This is a genomic window from Mitsuaria sp. 7 (assembly GCF_001653795.1).
In the GTDB taxonomy this organism is placed as follows: domain Bacteria; phylum Pseudomonadota; class Gammaproteobacteria; order Burkholderiales; family Burkholderiaceae_C; genus Roseateles.
The window spans coordinates 108,077-123,719 of sequence record NZ_CP011514.1 but is presented as its reverse complement, the minus strand read 5'-3'; the positions used below and the strand labels follow the sequence as shown (position 1 = coordinate 123,719).

At 70.2% G+C, this 15,643-nt stretch carries 15 protein-coding genes; 11 read left to right on the top strand and 4 right to left on the bottom strand.

Annotated elements, in window-relative coordinates; all coding sequences use genetic code 11:
* The first annotated feature begins 30 nt into the window (after positions 1-30).
* Positions 31-921 carry a LytTR family DNA-binding domain-containing protein gene (locus ABE85_RS00530; RefSeq protein WP_067269129.1) on the top strand — a complete coding sequence of 297 codons (891 nt, stop codon included), beginning with the start codon at positions 31-33 and terminating at the stop codon, positions 919-921.
* Positions 922-973: 52 nt separating this feature from the next.
* On the opposite strand, the gene ABE85_RS00525 is transcribed toward ABE85_RS00530, so the two are convergent.
* Positions 974-1,555: a hypothetical protein gene (locus ABE85_RS00525; protein ID WP_067269127.1), complete on the bottom strand. Its 582-nt coding sequence runs from the start codon at positions 1,553-1,555 to the stop codon at positions 974-976.
* A gap of 244 nt (positions 1,556-1,799) precedes the next feature.
* Between ABE85_RS00525 and ABE85_RS00520 the strand changes: the two genes are divergently transcribed.
* The gene (locus tag ABE85_RS00520) at positions 1,800-3,629 is read left to right on the top strand and encodes a glutamine--tRNA ligase/YqeY domain fusion protein (RefSeq protein ID WP_067269124.1); all 1,830 of its coding nucleotides are present in this window, start codon (positions 1,800-1,802) and stop codon (positions 3,627-3,629) included.
* A gap of 35 nt (positions 3,630-3,664) precedes the next feature.
* Here the strand turns inward: ABE85_RS00520 and ABE85_RS00515 are convergent, their stop codons facing one another.
* Entirely contained in the window at positions 3,665-4,147 is a 483-nt protein-coding gene (locus ABE85_RS00515; RefSeq protein ID WP_067269122.1) for a hypothetical protein, read from the bottom strand.
* Positions 4,148-4,471: 324 nt separating this feature from the next.
* On the opposite strand from ABE85_RS00515, the gene ABE85_RS00510 reads away from it, so the two are divergent.
* From ABE85_RS00510 to ABE85_RS00480, 7 genes are all read left to right on the top strand, one after another.
* Positions 4,472-5,740 carry an efflux RND transporter periplasmic adaptor subunit gene (locus ABE85_RS00510; protein WP_067269120.1) on the top strand — a complete coding sequence of 423 codons (1,269 nt, stop codon included), beginning with the start codon at positions 4,472-4,474 and terminating at the stop codon, positions 5,738-5,740.
* Between the two features lie 102 nt (positions 5,741-5,842).
* Positions 5,843-6,583 (top strand): ABC transporter ATP-binding protein, encoded by a 741-nt coding sequence (locus ABE85_RS00505; RefSeq protein WP_067269118.1) that lies wholly within the window; start codon positions 5,843-5,845, stop codon positions 6,581-6,583.
* A gap of 47 nt (positions 6,584-6,630) precedes the next feature.
* Positions 6,631-8,070 (top strand): TolC family outer membrane protein, encoded by a 1,440-nt coding sequence (locus ABE85_RS00500; protein ID WP_067269116.1) that lies wholly within the window; start codon positions 6,631-6,633, stop codon positions 8,068-8,070.
* An 18-nt stretch (positions 8,071-8,088) separates the two neighbouring features.
* Entirely contained in the window at positions 8,089-9,402 is a 1,314-nt protein-coding gene (locus ABE85_RS00495) for an ABC transporter permease (RefSeq protein ID WP_067269114.1), read from the top strand.
* Between the two features lie 48 nt (positions 9,403-9,450).
* Positions 9,451-10,683, top strand: a complete 1,233-nt coding sequence (locus ABE85_RS00490; protein ID WP_067269112.1) for an ABC transporter permease — start codon at positions 9,451-9,453, stop codon at positions 10,681-10,683.
* A gap of 97 nt (positions 10,684-10,780) precedes the next feature.
* On the top strand, positions 10,781-12,118 hold the full coding sequence (locus tag ABE85_RS00485) for a sigma-54 dependent transcriptional regulator (RefSeq protein WP_067269111.1): 1,338 nt from the start codon (positions 10,781-10,783) through the stop codon (positions 12,116-12,118).
* Positions 12,119-12,231: 113 nt separating this feature from the next.
* On the top strand, positions 12,232-13,575 hold the full coding sequence (locus ABE85_RS00480) for a PAS domain-containing sensor histidine kinase (RefSeq protein WP_067281539.1): 1,344 nt from the start codon (positions 12,232-12,234) through the stop codon (positions 13,573-13,575).
* A 15-nt stretch (positions 13,576-13,590) separates the two neighbouring features.
* Here ABE85_RS00480 and ABE85_RS00475 read toward each other — a convergent pair whose 3' ends face one another.
* Complete coding sequence (locus tag ABE85_RS00475; RefSeq protein WP_067269109.1) at positions 13,591-13,836, bottom strand: DUF3297 family protein; 246 nt, start codon at positions 13,834-13,836, stop codon at positions 13,591-13,593.
* A 70-nt stretch (positions 13,837-13,906) separates the two neighbouring features.
* Here ABE85_RS00475 and ABE85_RS00470 point away from each other — a divergent pair, with 70 nt between their 5' ends.
* Positions 13,907-14,461, top strand: coding sequence for a DinB family protein (locus tag ABE85_RS00470; RefSeq protein ID WP_082938178.1), 555 nt, complete (start codon positions 13,907-13,909; stop codon positions 14,459-14,461).
* Between the two features lie 48 nt (positions 14,462-14,509).
* Here the strand turns inward: ABE85_RS00470 and ABE85_RS00465 are convergent, their stop codons facing one another.
* Entirely contained in the window at positions 14,510-14,800 is a 291-nt protein-coding gene (locus ABE85_RS00465) for a hypothetical protein (RefSeq protein WP_067269107.1), read from the bottom strand.
* Between the two features lie 186 nt (positions 14,801-14,986).
* Between ABE85_RS00465 and ABE85_RS00460 the strand changes: the two genes are divergently transcribed.
* Positions 14,987-15,643 carry a bifunctional 2-polyprenyl-6-hydroxyphenol methylase/3-demethylubiquinol 3-O-methyltransferase UbiG gene (locus tag ABE85_RS00460; RefSeq protein ID WP_067269105.1) on the top strand — a complete coding sequence of 219 codons (657 nt, stop codon included), beginning with the start codon at positions 14,987-14,989 and terminating at the stop codon, positions 15,641-15,643.

The following is a 15,643-nucleotide window of genomic DNA, read 5'->3' as shown; positions in this document are numbered from 1 at the left end:
AGCCATCCGTCCTTTCTGGAGAACTCATCCATGCCCACCGCCCTGATCGCCGAAGACGAAGAACTGCTGGCCGCGCACCTGCGGCAGGAACTGAAGGCGCTCTGGCCCGAGCTGGAGGTCGTGGCGATGGCCGCGCACGGCGAGGAGGCCGTGACGTCGACGCTGCGGCATCGGCCCGACGTCTGCTTCTTCGACATCCGCATGCCCGGCATGACGGGCCTGGAAGCCGCGGCGCAGCTCGCCGACGACTGGGACGACACGGCGGCCGGCGGCACGCCGTTCCCGCTGCTGGTCTTCGTGACCGCCTACGACCAGTTCGCGCTGCAGGCCTTCGACCGCGCGGCGGTGGACTACGTGCTCAAGCCCGTGCAGCGCGAGCGGCTCGCGCAGACGGTCTCGCGATTGAAGACGGCGCTCGCGCAGCGGCAACAACCGCCGGCGGCGCTGGCATCGGCCATCGAGCAGCTGCGCGGTCTGCTGGGTGTCGCAACGACTGCAACGACTGCAACGACTGCAACGACCGGCGGAGCGCCGGCGGACGCCGCGACGTCGTCCGGTGCTTCCGCCGCCACCGCTGCCGCGGCCGGCGCGGCAGCGACGTTGCGCCATCTTCAGGTCGGTGTGGGCGAGTCCATCGTGCTGGTGCCGGTCGACGACGTGGTCTACCTGGAGGCCGCGGACAAGTACGTGCGCGTGATGACCGCCGACCAGGAGTACCTGGTGCGGATCTCGCTGCGCGAACTGCTGCCGCAGCTCGACGCGAACCGGTTCTGGCAGGTGCACCGCGGCCACATCGTGCACGTGGACGCGATCGAGCGCGTGCTCCGCGACGACACCGGCAAGCTGACGCTGCGGCTGCGCCGCCGGCCGGAGAAGCTCGCGGTGAGCCGGATGTACAGCCACCTGTTCCGGGCGATGTGACGCTCCATGAGCGCGCGTTCCTGCACGGTCCCGCGCGTGTCCCCCAGCAGCGTCAGATCACGAAGGTCCCGCCATTCGCCAGGTGGATCGTCAGGTCCGTACCGTGTGTCGCGGTGACCAGGATCTGGTGGTCGACGTCGGACTCGTTCCTGCTCGCCTGTGCGTGCTGGAGGTAACTCTGCGCCGTCCCCTCGTCGGGCGGGAGGTCCGACATCTGTGGTGGTGGCAGATCCGGCTTCTGCTCCTGCGGAGGGGCCGGTATTGGCATCGTCGGCGTCGGCGTCGGATCCGTTCGCGGACTGTGCGAACCGCCCCGGTCCGAGCCTCCCGCCAGAAAAGTCACCGAGCCCGCGGTCAGCGTAGCGCCCGTCACCCACGTCACGAGGGCGGCAACGGTGTTCCCGGTCGAGCCATCGGCACCATCCGCACCGTCGGCACCATCAGCTCCCCCGGCAACGGGGTGCGTGACCTCCGGCTCCGCGCCGTCCTGTCGCTCGGTGTCGGGCTCGCCGGACAGCGCTGGCGGAGGTGACTGCTCAGCGGTTTCTTCGTCGTCGACGACGCGGCGTTTGCGCGGGTCTTGCGCTTGCGCGGAGAGGATGTGCAGGGGCGGCATGGCGTCGGAAGGTCGCATCGGCGTGTCGGGTTGTCTGATGGAAACCTCGCAGTCTGGAAGCGCCTGCTGTTCAGCGCCATGACTTCCACGTTCGCGATATCGCCGCCACCTGCGGCCCATCAGCGGGAGGCCCCGATTCAAATGAGTCAGCAGCGATCGCCAGACGACGACCACGGCCCGCGACACGAACAACCCATCTCCAGGAAGGCCTCGCCTGCCCCCACGTAGAATCATCCGCCTCTCTTCGAGACTTCACCCATCGATGTCCAGCCCTGACAAGACCGCCGGCGCTTCCGCGCCCGACAAGACGGACGCCGCCGTCAAGCCCAGCAACTTCCTGCGCGCCATCATCGAGCGCGACCTGGAGCAGGGCTTCCAGCCGGCGCGCCACTTCGGCGGCAGCCCGGGCGACGCGGCGCACCACGCCGCCGGTCCGCTGGACCCGGCCAGGATCCGCACCCGCTTCCCGCCCGAGCCCAACGGCTACCTGCACATCGGCCACGCCAAGTCGATCTGCCTGAACTTCGGCCTGGCGCGCGACTACGGCGGCGTCTGCCACCTGCGTTTCGACGACACCAACCCGGAGAAGGAAGAGCAGGAGTACGTCGACGCGATCAAGGAGATGGTCGCGTGGCTGGGCTGGCGCTGGGACGCCACGGACGCGGGCGGCCACGAGACCTCCCACCTGTTCTACGCCAGCAACTACTTCGACCTGATGTACCGGGGCGCCGAGTACCTGGTGTCGCAAGGCCTGGCCTACGTCGACGAGCAGTCCCCCGAGGACATGCGCGCCAACCGCGGCGACTTCGGCACGCCGGGCACCAACAGCCCCTTCCGCGACCGCACGCCCGAGCAACACCTGACCCGCCTGCGCGAGATGCGCGACGGGAAGCACCCGGACGGGTCCATGGTGCTGCGCGCCAAGATCGACATGGCGTCGCCCAACATCAACCTGCGCGACCCGGCGCTGTACCGCATCCGCCGCGCGACGCACCACAACACCGGCGACCAGTGGTGCATCTACCCGATGTACACCTACGCGCATCCGATCGAGGACGCGCTGGAGTGCATCACCCACAGCGTCTGCACGCTGGAGTTCGAGGACCAGCGCCCGTTCTACGACTGGCTCGTCGAACACCTGGCCGAAGGCGGGCTGCTGGCCCGCCCGCTGCCGCATCAATATGAGTTCGGCCGGCTGAACCTGACCTACGTCGTCACCAGCAAGCGCAAGCTGCGCCAGCTGGTCGACGAGGGCCACGTGGACGGCTGGGACGATCCGCGCCTGCCCACGCTGGTCGGCATGCGCCGTCGCGGCTACACGCCGGAAGCGATCCGCGCGATGGTCGAGAGCACCGGCGCGTCCAAGACCAACGCCTGGATCGACTACTCGGTGCTGGACGGCTACCTGCGCGCCGACCTCGAGGGCAAGGCCGCCCGCGCGATGGCGGTGCTGGATCCGGTGAAGCTCAAGCTCGAGAACTACGCGGAGATCTTCGGCTCGGCCGATCACCGCGAGCCCTGCGCCGCCCCCGCCCATCCGCATGTGCCGGAACTCGGCACGCGCGCGTTCAGCCTCGGCCCGGAACTCTGGATCGAGCGCGAGGACTTCATGGAAGTCCCGTCCAAGGGCTACCACCGTCTGTTCCCCGGCAACAAGGCGCGGCTGAAGTACGGCTACATCATCGAGTGCACCGGCTGCGAGAAGGACGCCGACGGCACCATCACCGCGGTGCTCGCGAAGCTGGTCCCCGACACGAAGAGCGGCACGCCCGGCGCGGACGCGGTCAAGGTCAAGGGCGTCATCACCTGGGTGGGCGCGCACGAAGGCATCGCCACCGAGCTGCGCCTGTACGACCGCCTGTTCACCGAGGCGCAGCCCGACGCCGGCGACCGCAACTTCCTGGAGCTGCTGAACCCGGACGCCAAGCGCGTGACGCACGGCTACCTGGAGCCCTCGCTGAAGGACGCTGCGCCGGACACCAAGGTCCAGTTCGAGCGTCACGGCTACTTCGTCGCCGACCGCGTCGACCACCGCGCGGGAGCGCCGGTGTTCAACAAGATCACCGGGCTGCGCGACAGCTTCGCGAAGTAAAGGACGAGCGTCCTGCCGGACGCGCGGCGTCCGGCTCAGATCGGCGAATTGCCGGGGACGAACGTCGTGTCCCCCAATCCGGCCGGCACGCCCCCCGTCCCCACAAGGTCAGACGCCGCCGTCGACTGACGGAACATGTCCGGCGTTTCCTTGATGAGGATAGGCGGCAGATCCGCTGCTTTCGCATCGATGGATTTGTCATGCGTCGTCGCCTGCTGCTGGGCCGCCCACGCAGCCACCCCGCGGAACGCCGAAGTGAAAGCGTCCCGCACCAGCTCGAACTCACGATCGCTCGCAGTGACCGTGTCCTCGCATCTGCTCGACAGGCCGAACGGCGCCGCGTAGGGCCCGACGTCACAGGTCGCTGGCTTGGACGTGAGCCAGGAGGTGTGACCGATGGATCCGTATCCGAAAAGGTTGAGTCCGAAAAGTCCGTAGAAGGGCGAAAACGCATTGGGAACGAACGGCGGCGGCGGCGCAGCGTTGAACAGTTCCTCGAGGATCAAGGACAGGCGCACGGCAAAACTCCAGAGGGTGGGACAAGCCGCCAGTGTCCTGGCGGGTCGGGCGGCAGACCATGGCGCGGGCATGCAGAGCGACGTGCCGCCGCTTGCGCCTGCAGGCCATTGGGCGCCCTGCCCAGAGGATGTCCGTTCGCAGGGTCGCGGCGGTGTCCGGGTCTGTCCACCCGGCGTCCGCGGAGTGTCCGCGGACACTGATCTTCGCCCGGCGTCCCGCGACAACCCGTTGATCTGAAAAGGAATTCGACGGCTCCGCCAGGTGGCACGCCGCTTGCGAACAAGTGCGGCATCGATCACACGACGCCGCACCCGGACACCTTCATGATTCGCGACACCTCCGCACAGGACGTTCCCCTCGCCCGCCCCAAGGGACGCCGCCGCCTCTGGCTGGCGCTGGCCGGCGCGGGACTGCTGATCGCCGCGTTCGCCGCCGCGCCCGCCGTGCAACGGATGCTGGGCAGCGGCAACTCGGTCAGCCTGCAACGCCTGTCGGTGGCCCCCGTCGAGATCGGACCGCTGGTGCGTGATGTCGCCGGTGAAGGCAAGGTCGTCGCCGCGATGAGCCCCACCGTCTACGCGCTGCACGGCGGCAACCTGGTGCTCAAGGTGAAGGCCGGCGACAAGGTCGCGAAGAACCAGTTGCTCGGCGTCATCGACAGCCCCGACCTGCGCGCCAAGCTGGCCCAGGAGCAGAGCAACGCCGACGCGCTGCGGACCGAAGCGCTGCGCGCCGAGGTCGACGGCCGCGAGCAGCGCGCCGCCCTGCGCTCCGCGTATGAGAACGCCGCGATCGACCTGCAGACCGCGCGCAATGACCTCGACCGCCAGACCAAGGCCTTCGACGCCGGCGCCGTCGCCGGCATGCAGGTCGAGAAGGCCCGCGACGCGATGGAGAAGGCCCGCATCACCGCCGCCCACGCGCAGGCCGGCCTCGGCCTCAAGGACGACAGCCTGAAGTTCGAACTCCAGTCCAAGCAGCAGGCGCTGCAGCGCCAGCAGCTGCTGGTGAAGGACCTGGAGCGCCAGGTCGCCGAACTCGAGCTGCACTCGCCGGTGGACGGCCAGGTCGGCCAGTTGCTCGTGGCCGAACGCGCCAACGTCGCGGCCGGCGTGGGCCTGCTCACCGTCGTCGATCTGACCGCGCTGGAAGTGCAGATGCAGGTGCCCGAGAGCTTCGCCCGCGACCTCGCCATTGGCATGCCCGGCGAGATCTCCGGCAACGGCCGGCAGTGGAAGGGCCTGGTCAGCACGGTGTCGCCGGAAGTCGTCAACAACGAGGTCGCCGCGCGGCTGCGCTTCGACGGCGCCACGCCCGATCAGCTCCGTCAGAACCAGCGCCTGTCGGTGCGCGTGCTGCTGGACAAGCGCGACAAGGTGCTGACCGTCGCGCGCGGCAGCTTCGTCGAGGACGGCGGCGGCCGCTTCGTCTACGTCGTGCAGGACGGCCAGGCGGTCAAGCGCCCGATCCGCCTGGGCGCGCAGAGCCTGTCCAAGGTCGAGATCCTGGAAGGCCTCAAGCCCGGCGAGCAGGTCATCGTCTCCGGCACGCAGTCCTTCGAGGGCGCCGAGCGCGTGACCTTGAGTCCGTGAGGCTGAGCCCCTGAGCGACACGCCTGCCCGCCCCGTCGGCCGACGCCCGATCCCACGCTTCCCTTCAACGAATTCCACCCTTCAACGTTCGCGAGGAACCTCATGCTGAAGATGCAATCGCTCTCCAAGGTCTACCGCACCGAAATGATCGAGACCTACGCCCTGCGCGAGTTCAACCTGGACGTGCGCGAAGGCGAGTTCGTCGCGGTGACCGGGCCGTCGGGCTCGGGCAAGACGACCTTCCTGACCATCGCCGGTCTGCTCGAAGCCTTCACCGGCGGCCGTTATCAGCTCGACGGCGTGGACGTCAGCGGCATGGACGACACGCAGCGTTCGCGCATGCGCAACGAGAAGATCGGCTTCATCTTCCAGGCCTTCAACCTGATCCCCGACCTCAACGTGCTGGACAACATCGAGGTCCCGCTGCGCTACCGCGGCATGAAGGCCGCCGAGCGCCAGCAGCGCGCCCGCGACGCGCTGGCCCGCGTCGGGCTGTCGGCGCGCGAGCGCCACTACCCCGCCGAGCTGTCCGGCGGCCAGCAGCAGCGCGTGGCCATCGCCCGCGCGCTGGCCGGCTCGCCGCGCCTGCTGCTCGCCGACGAGCCGACCGGCAACCTCGACAGCGCGATGGCGCGCAGCGTGATGGACCTGCTCGAAGAGCTGCACCGCGACGGCGCCACCATCGTCATGGTCACCCACGATCCGCAGCTCGCCGCCCGCGCGCAGCGCAACGTGCACGTGATCGACGGCCAGGTCGTCGACATCGCCGCCGAGCTCCACATGGACCCCGAGCTGCTGCGCGCCGCCAAGCCCCTCACCCCCACCACGCCGACCTCGGCCTGAGCCTGCGCCCGACCATGAGACTGCCCTTCCCTTCGAGGAGATCACCGGTGTCGGCGCATTCGATGCACCCGGATCATCCGGCACGCTCGACGCATCGGTCGCGTTCGGTGCTGTCGACGATGGTCCGGCTCCCGGCGATCGCGGCGGCCCTGCTCTGCGCCGGCTGCTGCCTGCCGGCCGCCGCCGAGGACCTGCTGGAGATCTACGCGCAGGCCCGCTCCGCCGACCCCCTGCTGGCCGGCGCGCGCGCCGTGCGCGGCGAGCAGCAGGAGCTCGCCGTCCAGGCCCGCGCGCAGCTGCTGCCGCAGTGGTCCGCGCAGCTGAGCGAATCCCACGTCCGCGACGACGGCCGCCAGCACCAGCTGACGCACAGCCTGAACCAGGTCCTCGTCGACCTGAGCCGGCTGCGCAGCTGGGACGCGGCCAAGACGCTGGCCACCGCCGAGGACGCCCGCGTGCGCGCGGCGGAAGCCGACCTGTGCGCCCGCGTCGCCCGCGCCTACTTCGGCGTGCTGACCGCGCAGGCCACGCTGCAGACCGCGCAGGCGATCGAGGACGTGTACGGCCAGCAGGTCGCGCAGGCGCAGTCGCGCTTCAACGTGCAGCTGTCCGCCTCGCTCGACGTCGAGCAGAGCCGCGCGTATTACGAGCTCGCGCGCGGCACCACGGCCTCGGTGCGCGAGGATCTCCTGGACGCGCGCCAGGCGCTCGCGCAGATCACCGGCCGCATGCCGGGCGAACTCAAGCCGCTCGCGCCCGACCTCGCGATGGTGATGCCCGACCCGGCCGATCCCGAAGCCTGGGTGACGCAGGCGCTGCGCGACAACCCGTCGCTGCAGGCCGCCGCGCTGGCGGTGAGCGCCGGGGACCAGCGCGTCGCCGCCGCGCGCGCCGCGCACCTGCCGACCTTGAGCGCGGGCCTCGACGGCCAACGCCTGTCCGGCCCGGCCGTCGCGCCGCAGGACGCCGGCCGCTACACGACGACCGTCGGCCTGAAGCTGACGATCCCGATCTTCGCCGGCGGCGCGACCGAGTCGCAGAAGCGCCAGGCGATCTACCAGCGCGAGCAGTTGCGCGACGACCTCGAAAGCGCGCGCCGATCCATGACGCGCGAGACGCAGGCCCAGTACCAGGCGGTGCTGTCCGCGCTGAGCCAGATGCGCACCGCCGGCGCCGCGGTGCAGGCCGCCGAGAAGGCGCTGGCCTCGACGCGCAGCGGCCTGGACCTCGGCCTGCGCACGCTGACCGACCTGCTGCTGTCGATCCAGACGCAGAGCAACGCCCGCAACGCCTGGGAGCAGGCGCGCCACCGCTACGTGCTGTCCAAGCTGCTGCTGCAGCAGGCGGCCGGCGCGCTCGGCGAGTCCGAGCTGGCATCCGTGAACACGCTGCTGAATGCCGCGCCGGCGCCGCAACCGACATCGACATCGACATCGACGTCAGTGCCCGCGCAACCGGTCAAGACCCTTCCGCCCGTCAAGCCGTGAGATGAGAGAGGACTCCCCATGCTGACCTACTACCTCGAACTCGCCCTGCGCGCCATGCGCAGCCACCGCGGCCTGACGGCGCTGATGCTGCTGTCGATCGCGATGGGCGTGGCCGCCTGCATGACGACGCTGACGGTGTTCCACGTCATGTCCGGCGACCCGATCCCGCACAAGAGCGCCAGACTCTTCAACGTGCAGCTCGACGCCGAGTCCAAGCGCGACTGGAAACCCGGCGACGAGCCGGTGCTTCAAGTGACCCGCTTCGACGCCGAGCAGTTGCTGCGCGCAAAGCGCGGCGTGCATCAGGTGGTGATGACCGGGGCCTTCCTCGCGATCGACCCCGCCGGTTCGGGCGACGCGGCGCAACCGCCGTTCTTCACCGGCGCGCGATTCACCTCCGCCGACTTCTTCGCGATGTTCGAGACGCCCTTCAAGTTCGGCGCCGGCTGGACGGCCGCGGACGACGGCGCCGAGGCGCGCGTGACGGTGATCTCGAGCGAGCTCAACGACAAGCTCTTCGGCGGCGCCGACAGTCGCGGCAAGACGCTGAGGCTGCGCGACAAGGACTTCACCATCGTCGGCGTGCTCAAGCCGTGGCGGCCCGCGCCGCATTTCTTCGACCTGACGCTGGGCGCCTACGCCAAGCCGGCCGATGCCTACATTCCGCTGTCCACCTCGCTGGGACTGCGCTTCGGCGGTGCCGGCAACATGAGCTGCTGGGGAGACACCAACGGCCAGGATCCTCGCGCGCTGAACACGCCGTGCGCCTGGCTGCAGTACTGGGTCCAGCTGGACACGCCCCAGCAGGTCGCGGACTACCGGACCTATCTGACGCAGTACTCCGACCAGCAGCGCGAGGCGGGCCGGTTCGAGCGCCCGCCCAATCCGAAACTGAGTTCGGTGATGGACTGGCTCAACCAGCGCAAGGTCGTGCCCAGCGACATCCGGCTGCAGGTGTGGCTGGCCTTCGGTTTCCTCGTCGTCTGCCTGACCAACACCGTCGGCCTGCTGCTGGCGAAGTGCCTGCGTCGCAGCGGTGAGATCGGCGTGCGCCGCGCGCTCGGCGCGCCGCGTCGGCAGATCTTTCTGCAGTTCCTCGTCGAAGCCGGCACGCTGGGCCTGGTCGGCGGGCTGCTGGGACTGGCGCTGACCTGGGTCGGGCTGTGGGTGGTGCGACAGAACCCGTCGGACTACGCCCAGCTCGCACAGCTGGACTGGGAGATGCTGGCGACCACGCTGGGTGTCTCGCTGGCGGCCAGCGTGATGGCCGGCCTGCTGCCCGCGTGGCGCGCCTGCCAGATCACGCCCGCCATCCAGCTCAAGACGCAATGACGCACTGACGCGCCGCCGCACTACCGACGAGTCAAGGAGATCACGCCCATGGACATCCTGCCCATCCTCTCGACGCTCAAGCGTCACAAGACCGCCGCCGGGCTCATCGTGCTGCAGATCGCGCTGACCTGCGCGATCGTCTGCAACGCCCTGTTCCTGATCGCCCAGCGCATCGAACGCATCGTCGCCCCCACCGGCATGGCCGAAGACGCGCTGGTGGTGCTCTCCCTGTCGAGCATGGCCCGGGTGGAGAACCCCGAGCCGCAGACGCAGGCCGACCTCGTGGCGCTGCGGCAGGTGCCTGGCGTGGTGTCGGCGAGCCTGACCAACCAGTACCCGTTCGGCCGCAACTCCAGCAACTCCAGCGTGCGGCTCACCGCTGACCGGAACACGTCCAGCCGCGTGGTGGCTGGCCACTACACGGCCGGGCCGGGCTTCATCTCGACGATGGGGCTGCATCTGGTCGAGGGCCGCGACTTCCAGCCGGATGAGTTCGTGCTGGGTTCGACCCTGGATACCAATCTCGACCCGCGCGTGCCGGCGACGATCATCAACAAGCGCATGGCCGAGCGGCTGTTCCCCGGTGAATCCGCGCTGGGCAAGGCGATCTACGTCTACGGCAACGAGCCGCAGCGCATCGTCGGCGTGGTGGAGAACCTGGCCTCGCCCAGCCCGGGCTCGCAGGACGAGAACGCGCTGCACACGATGCTGATGCCGGTGCAGCCGAGCTTCCGCGGCGGCACCTTCATGATCCGCGTCGCGCCCGGCGCCAGTCCCGAAGCCGTGTTGAAGGCCGCGGGAGAGAAGCTGCTCGGCAACAGCCCGGGCCTGCGTCGCGTCATCCGGGAGCAGGAGACCTTCATCAAGCAGCGCAACGACTACTACCGCCAGGACCGCTCGATGATCCAGTTGCTGGCGGGTGTCTGCGTCGGGCTGCTGGTGGTGACGGCTTTCGGCATCGTCGGCCTGGCCAGTTTCTGGGTGCAGCAGCGCACGCGCATGATCGGCACGCGGCGCGCGCTGGGCGCCACGCGCGGCCAGATCCTGCGCTACTTCCAGACCGAGAACCTGCTGCTGTCGACCCTGGGCATCGTGCTGGGCATGGTCGGCGCGTACGGCATCAGCCTGCTGCTGATGCGGAGCTACGAGCTGCCGCGCCTGCCCTTCGTCTACCTGCCGATCGGGGCGCTGGTGTTGTGGGCGCTGGGCCAGATCGCGGTGTTCGGACCGGCACGCCGCGCCGCGGCGCTGCCGCCGGTGGCCGCGCTGCGCGGCGGCTGACCGCCCGATCGACGCCGTTCCGCCGCTCCCGTTCCCGCGGGGGCGGCTCTCCGGCGCGAGTCTCTCGCGCCGTTTTCCGCTTTATGCTGCGCCTCCAATGAGAACCGTCCTGATCATCGATGACCACGCCGGTGTCGGCGAGGCGCTGTCGCTGCTGCTCTCGCTGCACGACATCGAGGCGCTCTACGCCGCGTCGCCGGCCGAAGGCCTGGCCCTGCTGGCGCAGCGCCGCGTCGACCTGGTGATCCAGGACATGAACTTCAGCGCCGACACCACCTCGGGCGAGGAAGGTCGCGAGCTCTTCCAGCAACTGCGCGAACGGCATCCGGACCTCCCCATCATCCTGCTGACCGCCTGGACCCAGCTGGAGCAGGCGGTGGCGCTGGTGAAGGCCGGCGCGGCGGACTACCTCGCCAAGCCCTGGGACGACGCCAAGCTGCTGGCCACGGTCGAGAACCTGCTGGAGCTGGCCGAGAACGGCCGCGCGCTGCGCGAGAGCCGGCAGGAGCAGCGCCAGCGCCGCGACGAGCTGCACCGCCGCTACCGGCTCGACGGCCTGGTCGTCGAATCGCCGGCGCTGCTGCGCTGCCTGGAGCTCGCGTGCCAGGTGGCGCGCTCGGCCGCGCCGGTGCTGGTCACCGGCCCGAACGGCAGCGGCAAGGAACGCGTCGCGGCGATCGTGCACGCCAACTCGGCGGTGGCCGACGGCCCCTTCGTCGCGATCAACTGCGGCGCGCTGCCGGGCGACCTGATCGAGGCCGAGCTCTTCGGCGCCGAGAGCGGCGCCTTCACCGGCGCGGCCCGCGCGCGCGAGGGCCGCTTCGAGGCCGCCGACGGCGGCACCCTGTTCCTCGACGAGATCGGCAACCTGCCGCTGGCCGGCCAGGTGAAGCTGCTGCGCGTACTGGAGACGGGACGCTTCGAGCGCCTGGGATCGAGCCGCTCGCGGCAGACGACGGTGCGGGTGATCTCGGCGACCAACTCGGACCTGCGCGCGATGGTGCGCGCCGGCACCTTCCGCGAGGATCTGTACTACCGGCTCAACGTGATCGAGGTCGCGCTGCCGGGACTGGCCGAGCGCGTGCCCGACATCCTGCCGCTGGCGGAGCATTTCCTCGCCGGCCGCGCGAGCTTGAGCGACAGCGCCCGCGAGGCGCTGATGGCGCATCCCTGGCCGGGCAACGTCCGCGAGCTGAAGAACGCCATCGAACGCGCCGCGCTGCTGGCGCCGGGCCGCGTGATCGGTGAGCAAGACCTGGCCCTGCCGACTGCGTCGCCGCTGGCTTCGCGCAACCTCGACGAACCGAGCCGCGAGGCCGTGGTCGCGGCGCTGGAATCCGCGTCGGGCGTGATCAGCCGGGCGGCGCAGTCGTTGGGGCTGTCGCGCCAGGCGCTCTACCGGCGTATGGAGCGCTACGGGCTGGACGCCGGATGACGGAGGCGCCGTCGCGCTCGAACGGGCCTGCAGTCCAGCCTCCGACCCAGGACTCGGCCCGCCACTCGGCAGGGCACTCCGCCGGGCACGCGCGCTGGCATCGCTCGCTGCACATGCGCCTGGCGCTGTGCCTGATCGCCGCGGCCGTCGCGGCGGTCTCCATCCACCTGACCCTGACGCTGTGGCCGGTCCCGCAGCTGCTGCGATCGGCGGGCCACGAGGCGCCGGACACCTGGAGTTTCACCGCGGTCGGCTTGACCTTCCTGCTCATGCTGCCCATCGTCTGGGGGCTGGCCAGCCTGCTGCTGATGCCGCTCGCGCGGCTGCTGCGGGCGCTGGAGAGCACGGTGCTCAGCTACCGCGACGGCGAGTTCGGCAGCGGCATCGCGGCCGATCCGCCCGGCGGCCTGTCGGAGCTGTCGACGCTCACGCGACTGCACAGCGAGCTGGGCGTGGCCCTGCGCGAGCAGCGCCGACACCTCGCGCAGCGGGAGCTGCTGCTGGACACGGTGGTGCAGAACACGCCGGTGGCGCTGCTGCTGACCGATGCGAACGAGGGCATCGCCTACGCCAACATCGCCGCGCGGCAGCTGATGGACCAGGGGCGCAGCCTGGCGGGACGCGGGCTGGCCGAGGTCCTGGCCGACGCGCCGGAGGACCTGCGCCTGGCCTTCGCGGGCGCGCAGGACGGGCTGTTCAGCGTCATGCAGGACGGGCAGGAGGAGCGCTACCACCTGTCGATGCGCGACTTCCGGCTGCAGGGCCAGCCGCACCGCCTGCGCCTGCTGCGCCGCATGACGAAGGAGCTGTCGCGGCAGGAGGTCGCGAGCTGGAAGCGCGTGATCCGCGTGATCAGCCACGAGCTGAACAACTCGCTGGCGCCGATCTCGTCGCTGGCGCACAGCGGCGCGGAGCTGTCGCGACGCGGCATGCATGAGCGCGTGCCCGGTGTCTTCGCCAGCATCGGCGACCGCGCGAAGCACCTGCACCAGTTCCTGGCCGGCTACGCGAGCTTCGCGAAACTGCCGGCGCCGCTGCTGGCGCCGGTCGACTGGCCGCCCTTCATCGAATCGCTGGGCGCGCACTACGGCTTCGTGCTGATGGGGGAGTTGCCCGCGGTGCCGGGGCGTTTCGACGCCGCGCAGATGGAGCAGGCGCTGATCAACCTGCTGAAGAACGCGCACGAGTCCGGCAGCGCGCCGGAAGGCGTGAGCCTGAGCGTCGGTGTCGGCGTGGCGCGCGAGGACTGGCGCATCGAGGTCGGCGACCGCGGCCCCGGCATGACCGAGACGCAGCTGTCGCAGGCGCTGATGCCGTTCTACTCGACCAAGCGCAGCGGCAGCGGGCTCGGGCTGGCGCTCGCGCGCGAGATCGCCGAGGCGCACGGCGGCCGGATCGCGATGGGCAACCGCGAAGGCGGCGGCCTGTGGGTGGCGATCAGCTGGCCGCGGGTGTGACCCGCGGCAAGGACGTCACTTGTAGAACGCCTCGACCTTGCCCTTGAGTTTGATCATCATCGGCTGGCCCTTGCGGTCCAGCGTGCGTCCGGCGGGGACCTTGATCCAGCCTTCGGAGATGCAGTACTCCTCGACATCCTTGCGCTCCTTGCCGTTGAAGAGGATGCCGATGTCGTGCTCGAACACGGCGGCGACGTGATGCGGGCTGCGGGGATCGACGGACAGGTGGTCGGGCAGTTCGGGGCGGGTGGTGTCGCTCATGACGGGGTCGTGCTTAGGGGAACGGAAAACGCGGCATTGTCCCGCAGTCCGGCGCCCTAATATCGCTGGCATGACAGCCATCGCCACGCCATCCTCATCGTCCGCCTTCTCCGGCTCCGCCATCGACCGCGTCACGCTGGACGCGCTCGCGGCCTTTCCCGCGCAGCTGGCGGCGCATTTCGCGCTCTTCCCCGTTGAAGCGCGGCACTGGGCGCCGCCCTCATGGGACGGCGTGCCGAGCGAGCCGCTGACCGCGATCGAGCAGGTCTGCCACGTGCGCGACATCGAGATCGACGGCTACCAGCAGCGCATCCGCCGAACGCTGGGCGAAGACGATCCGCTGCTGCCCTCGCTGGACACGGAAGCACTGGCGCGCGAGCGGCGCTACGGGGAGGACGATCCGGCGGCGGCGCTGGCCGCGTTTGCCGCGGCGCGCCAGGAGACGCTGGCGCTGCTGGCGTCGATCACGCCCGAACAGCTGAAGCGCAGGGCGCGCTTCGAGGGTTATGGCCCGCTGACCTTCAAGTCGCTGGTGCACTACCTGTGCAGCCACGACCAGCAGCATCTGGCGGGCCTGCAGTGGGTGCTGGGGCAGTACGACGCGGCGCAGCTCGCGGGGCGCTGAGATCAAACGCGGCGAAGGCGCCTTGAGCGCCGACGCCGCGCGAGACGATCACTCGTCGCAGCGCTGGACCACCGGCGTCGCGTACTCGTGGCCGACGACCGCGCGGGCGAAGAGGTAGTTCTCGCGGGCCTGCTCGCTGAGCAGGTCGAGCGTGACCTGACCCCGCTCGTCGCACGGGAAGGACAGGCCGCGGCCGGCGTGGAAGAGCGACTCGAACCGCAGCAGGTAGCGGCCGGTGCCATGGTGCTGGCCATGGTGGTGGCCATGGTTGAAGCGATGGCCGTGGCTGCTGTGGGAGCCTGTGTCGCGCTGGAGCGCACCGAACTGGGAAGGACTCATGGACGGTCTCCGCGGCCCACGGGGAGGTGGGGCCGGACGACGCAACATTAGGACGCCGTCCCAGGGACCGCACGTGCAAACGTCGCAACTCGCGTCACTGATTGCAACCCGACCCCTCACTCGCGTGCCGGTATTCGCCCGGGGTCCGCGGGGACGGTCCGGCCGGGCTGCGGCATCATGGAAAACATGGATGCCAAGGACCCTCGCACCGACGACTTCTACCGGCGATACGCCGACCGCCTCGTCACGCAGCCCGAGTCGACGCGCAGCGCGATGCTGCCCGTCGTCGAGGCGGCGCTGCCGCGCGGCAGCCGCGTGCTGGATGTCGGGGCGGGCGCGGGGCGCGACGTCGCCGGGATGCTGGCGGCCGGGCTGGACGCTTATGGCGTCGAGCCGAGCGAGGAGATGCGCGCACGGGCGCTCGTGCAGTTCCCGGCACTGGCCGGCCGTCTGCGCGACGGCGCCCTGCCCGGCCTGGGCCAGCCGTTCGCCGACGTGGCGCCGGAGGGATTCGACGGCGTGGTGTGCAGCGCCGTGCTGATGCATGTCGGCGAGGACGACCTTCAGGCATCGCTGGCCGCGTTGGCCTCGACGCTGAGGCGCTCAGACGATGGGCGTCGTGCCGCGGATGGCACGGTGATGCTGCTGGCGCTGCCGGAGCAACTCGACGGCACCTTGGTCGAAGGCCGCGATGTCGACGGTCGTCGATTCACGAATCACGCGCCGAAGCGCGTCGAGGAGCTGCTGGCGCCGCTCGGCTTCTCGGTCGTTGCCCAATCAGTCAGCGATGCGGTGTTGAGCGCGACGGGGACACGCTGGCACACCCTCACGTTGAGGGTTTGA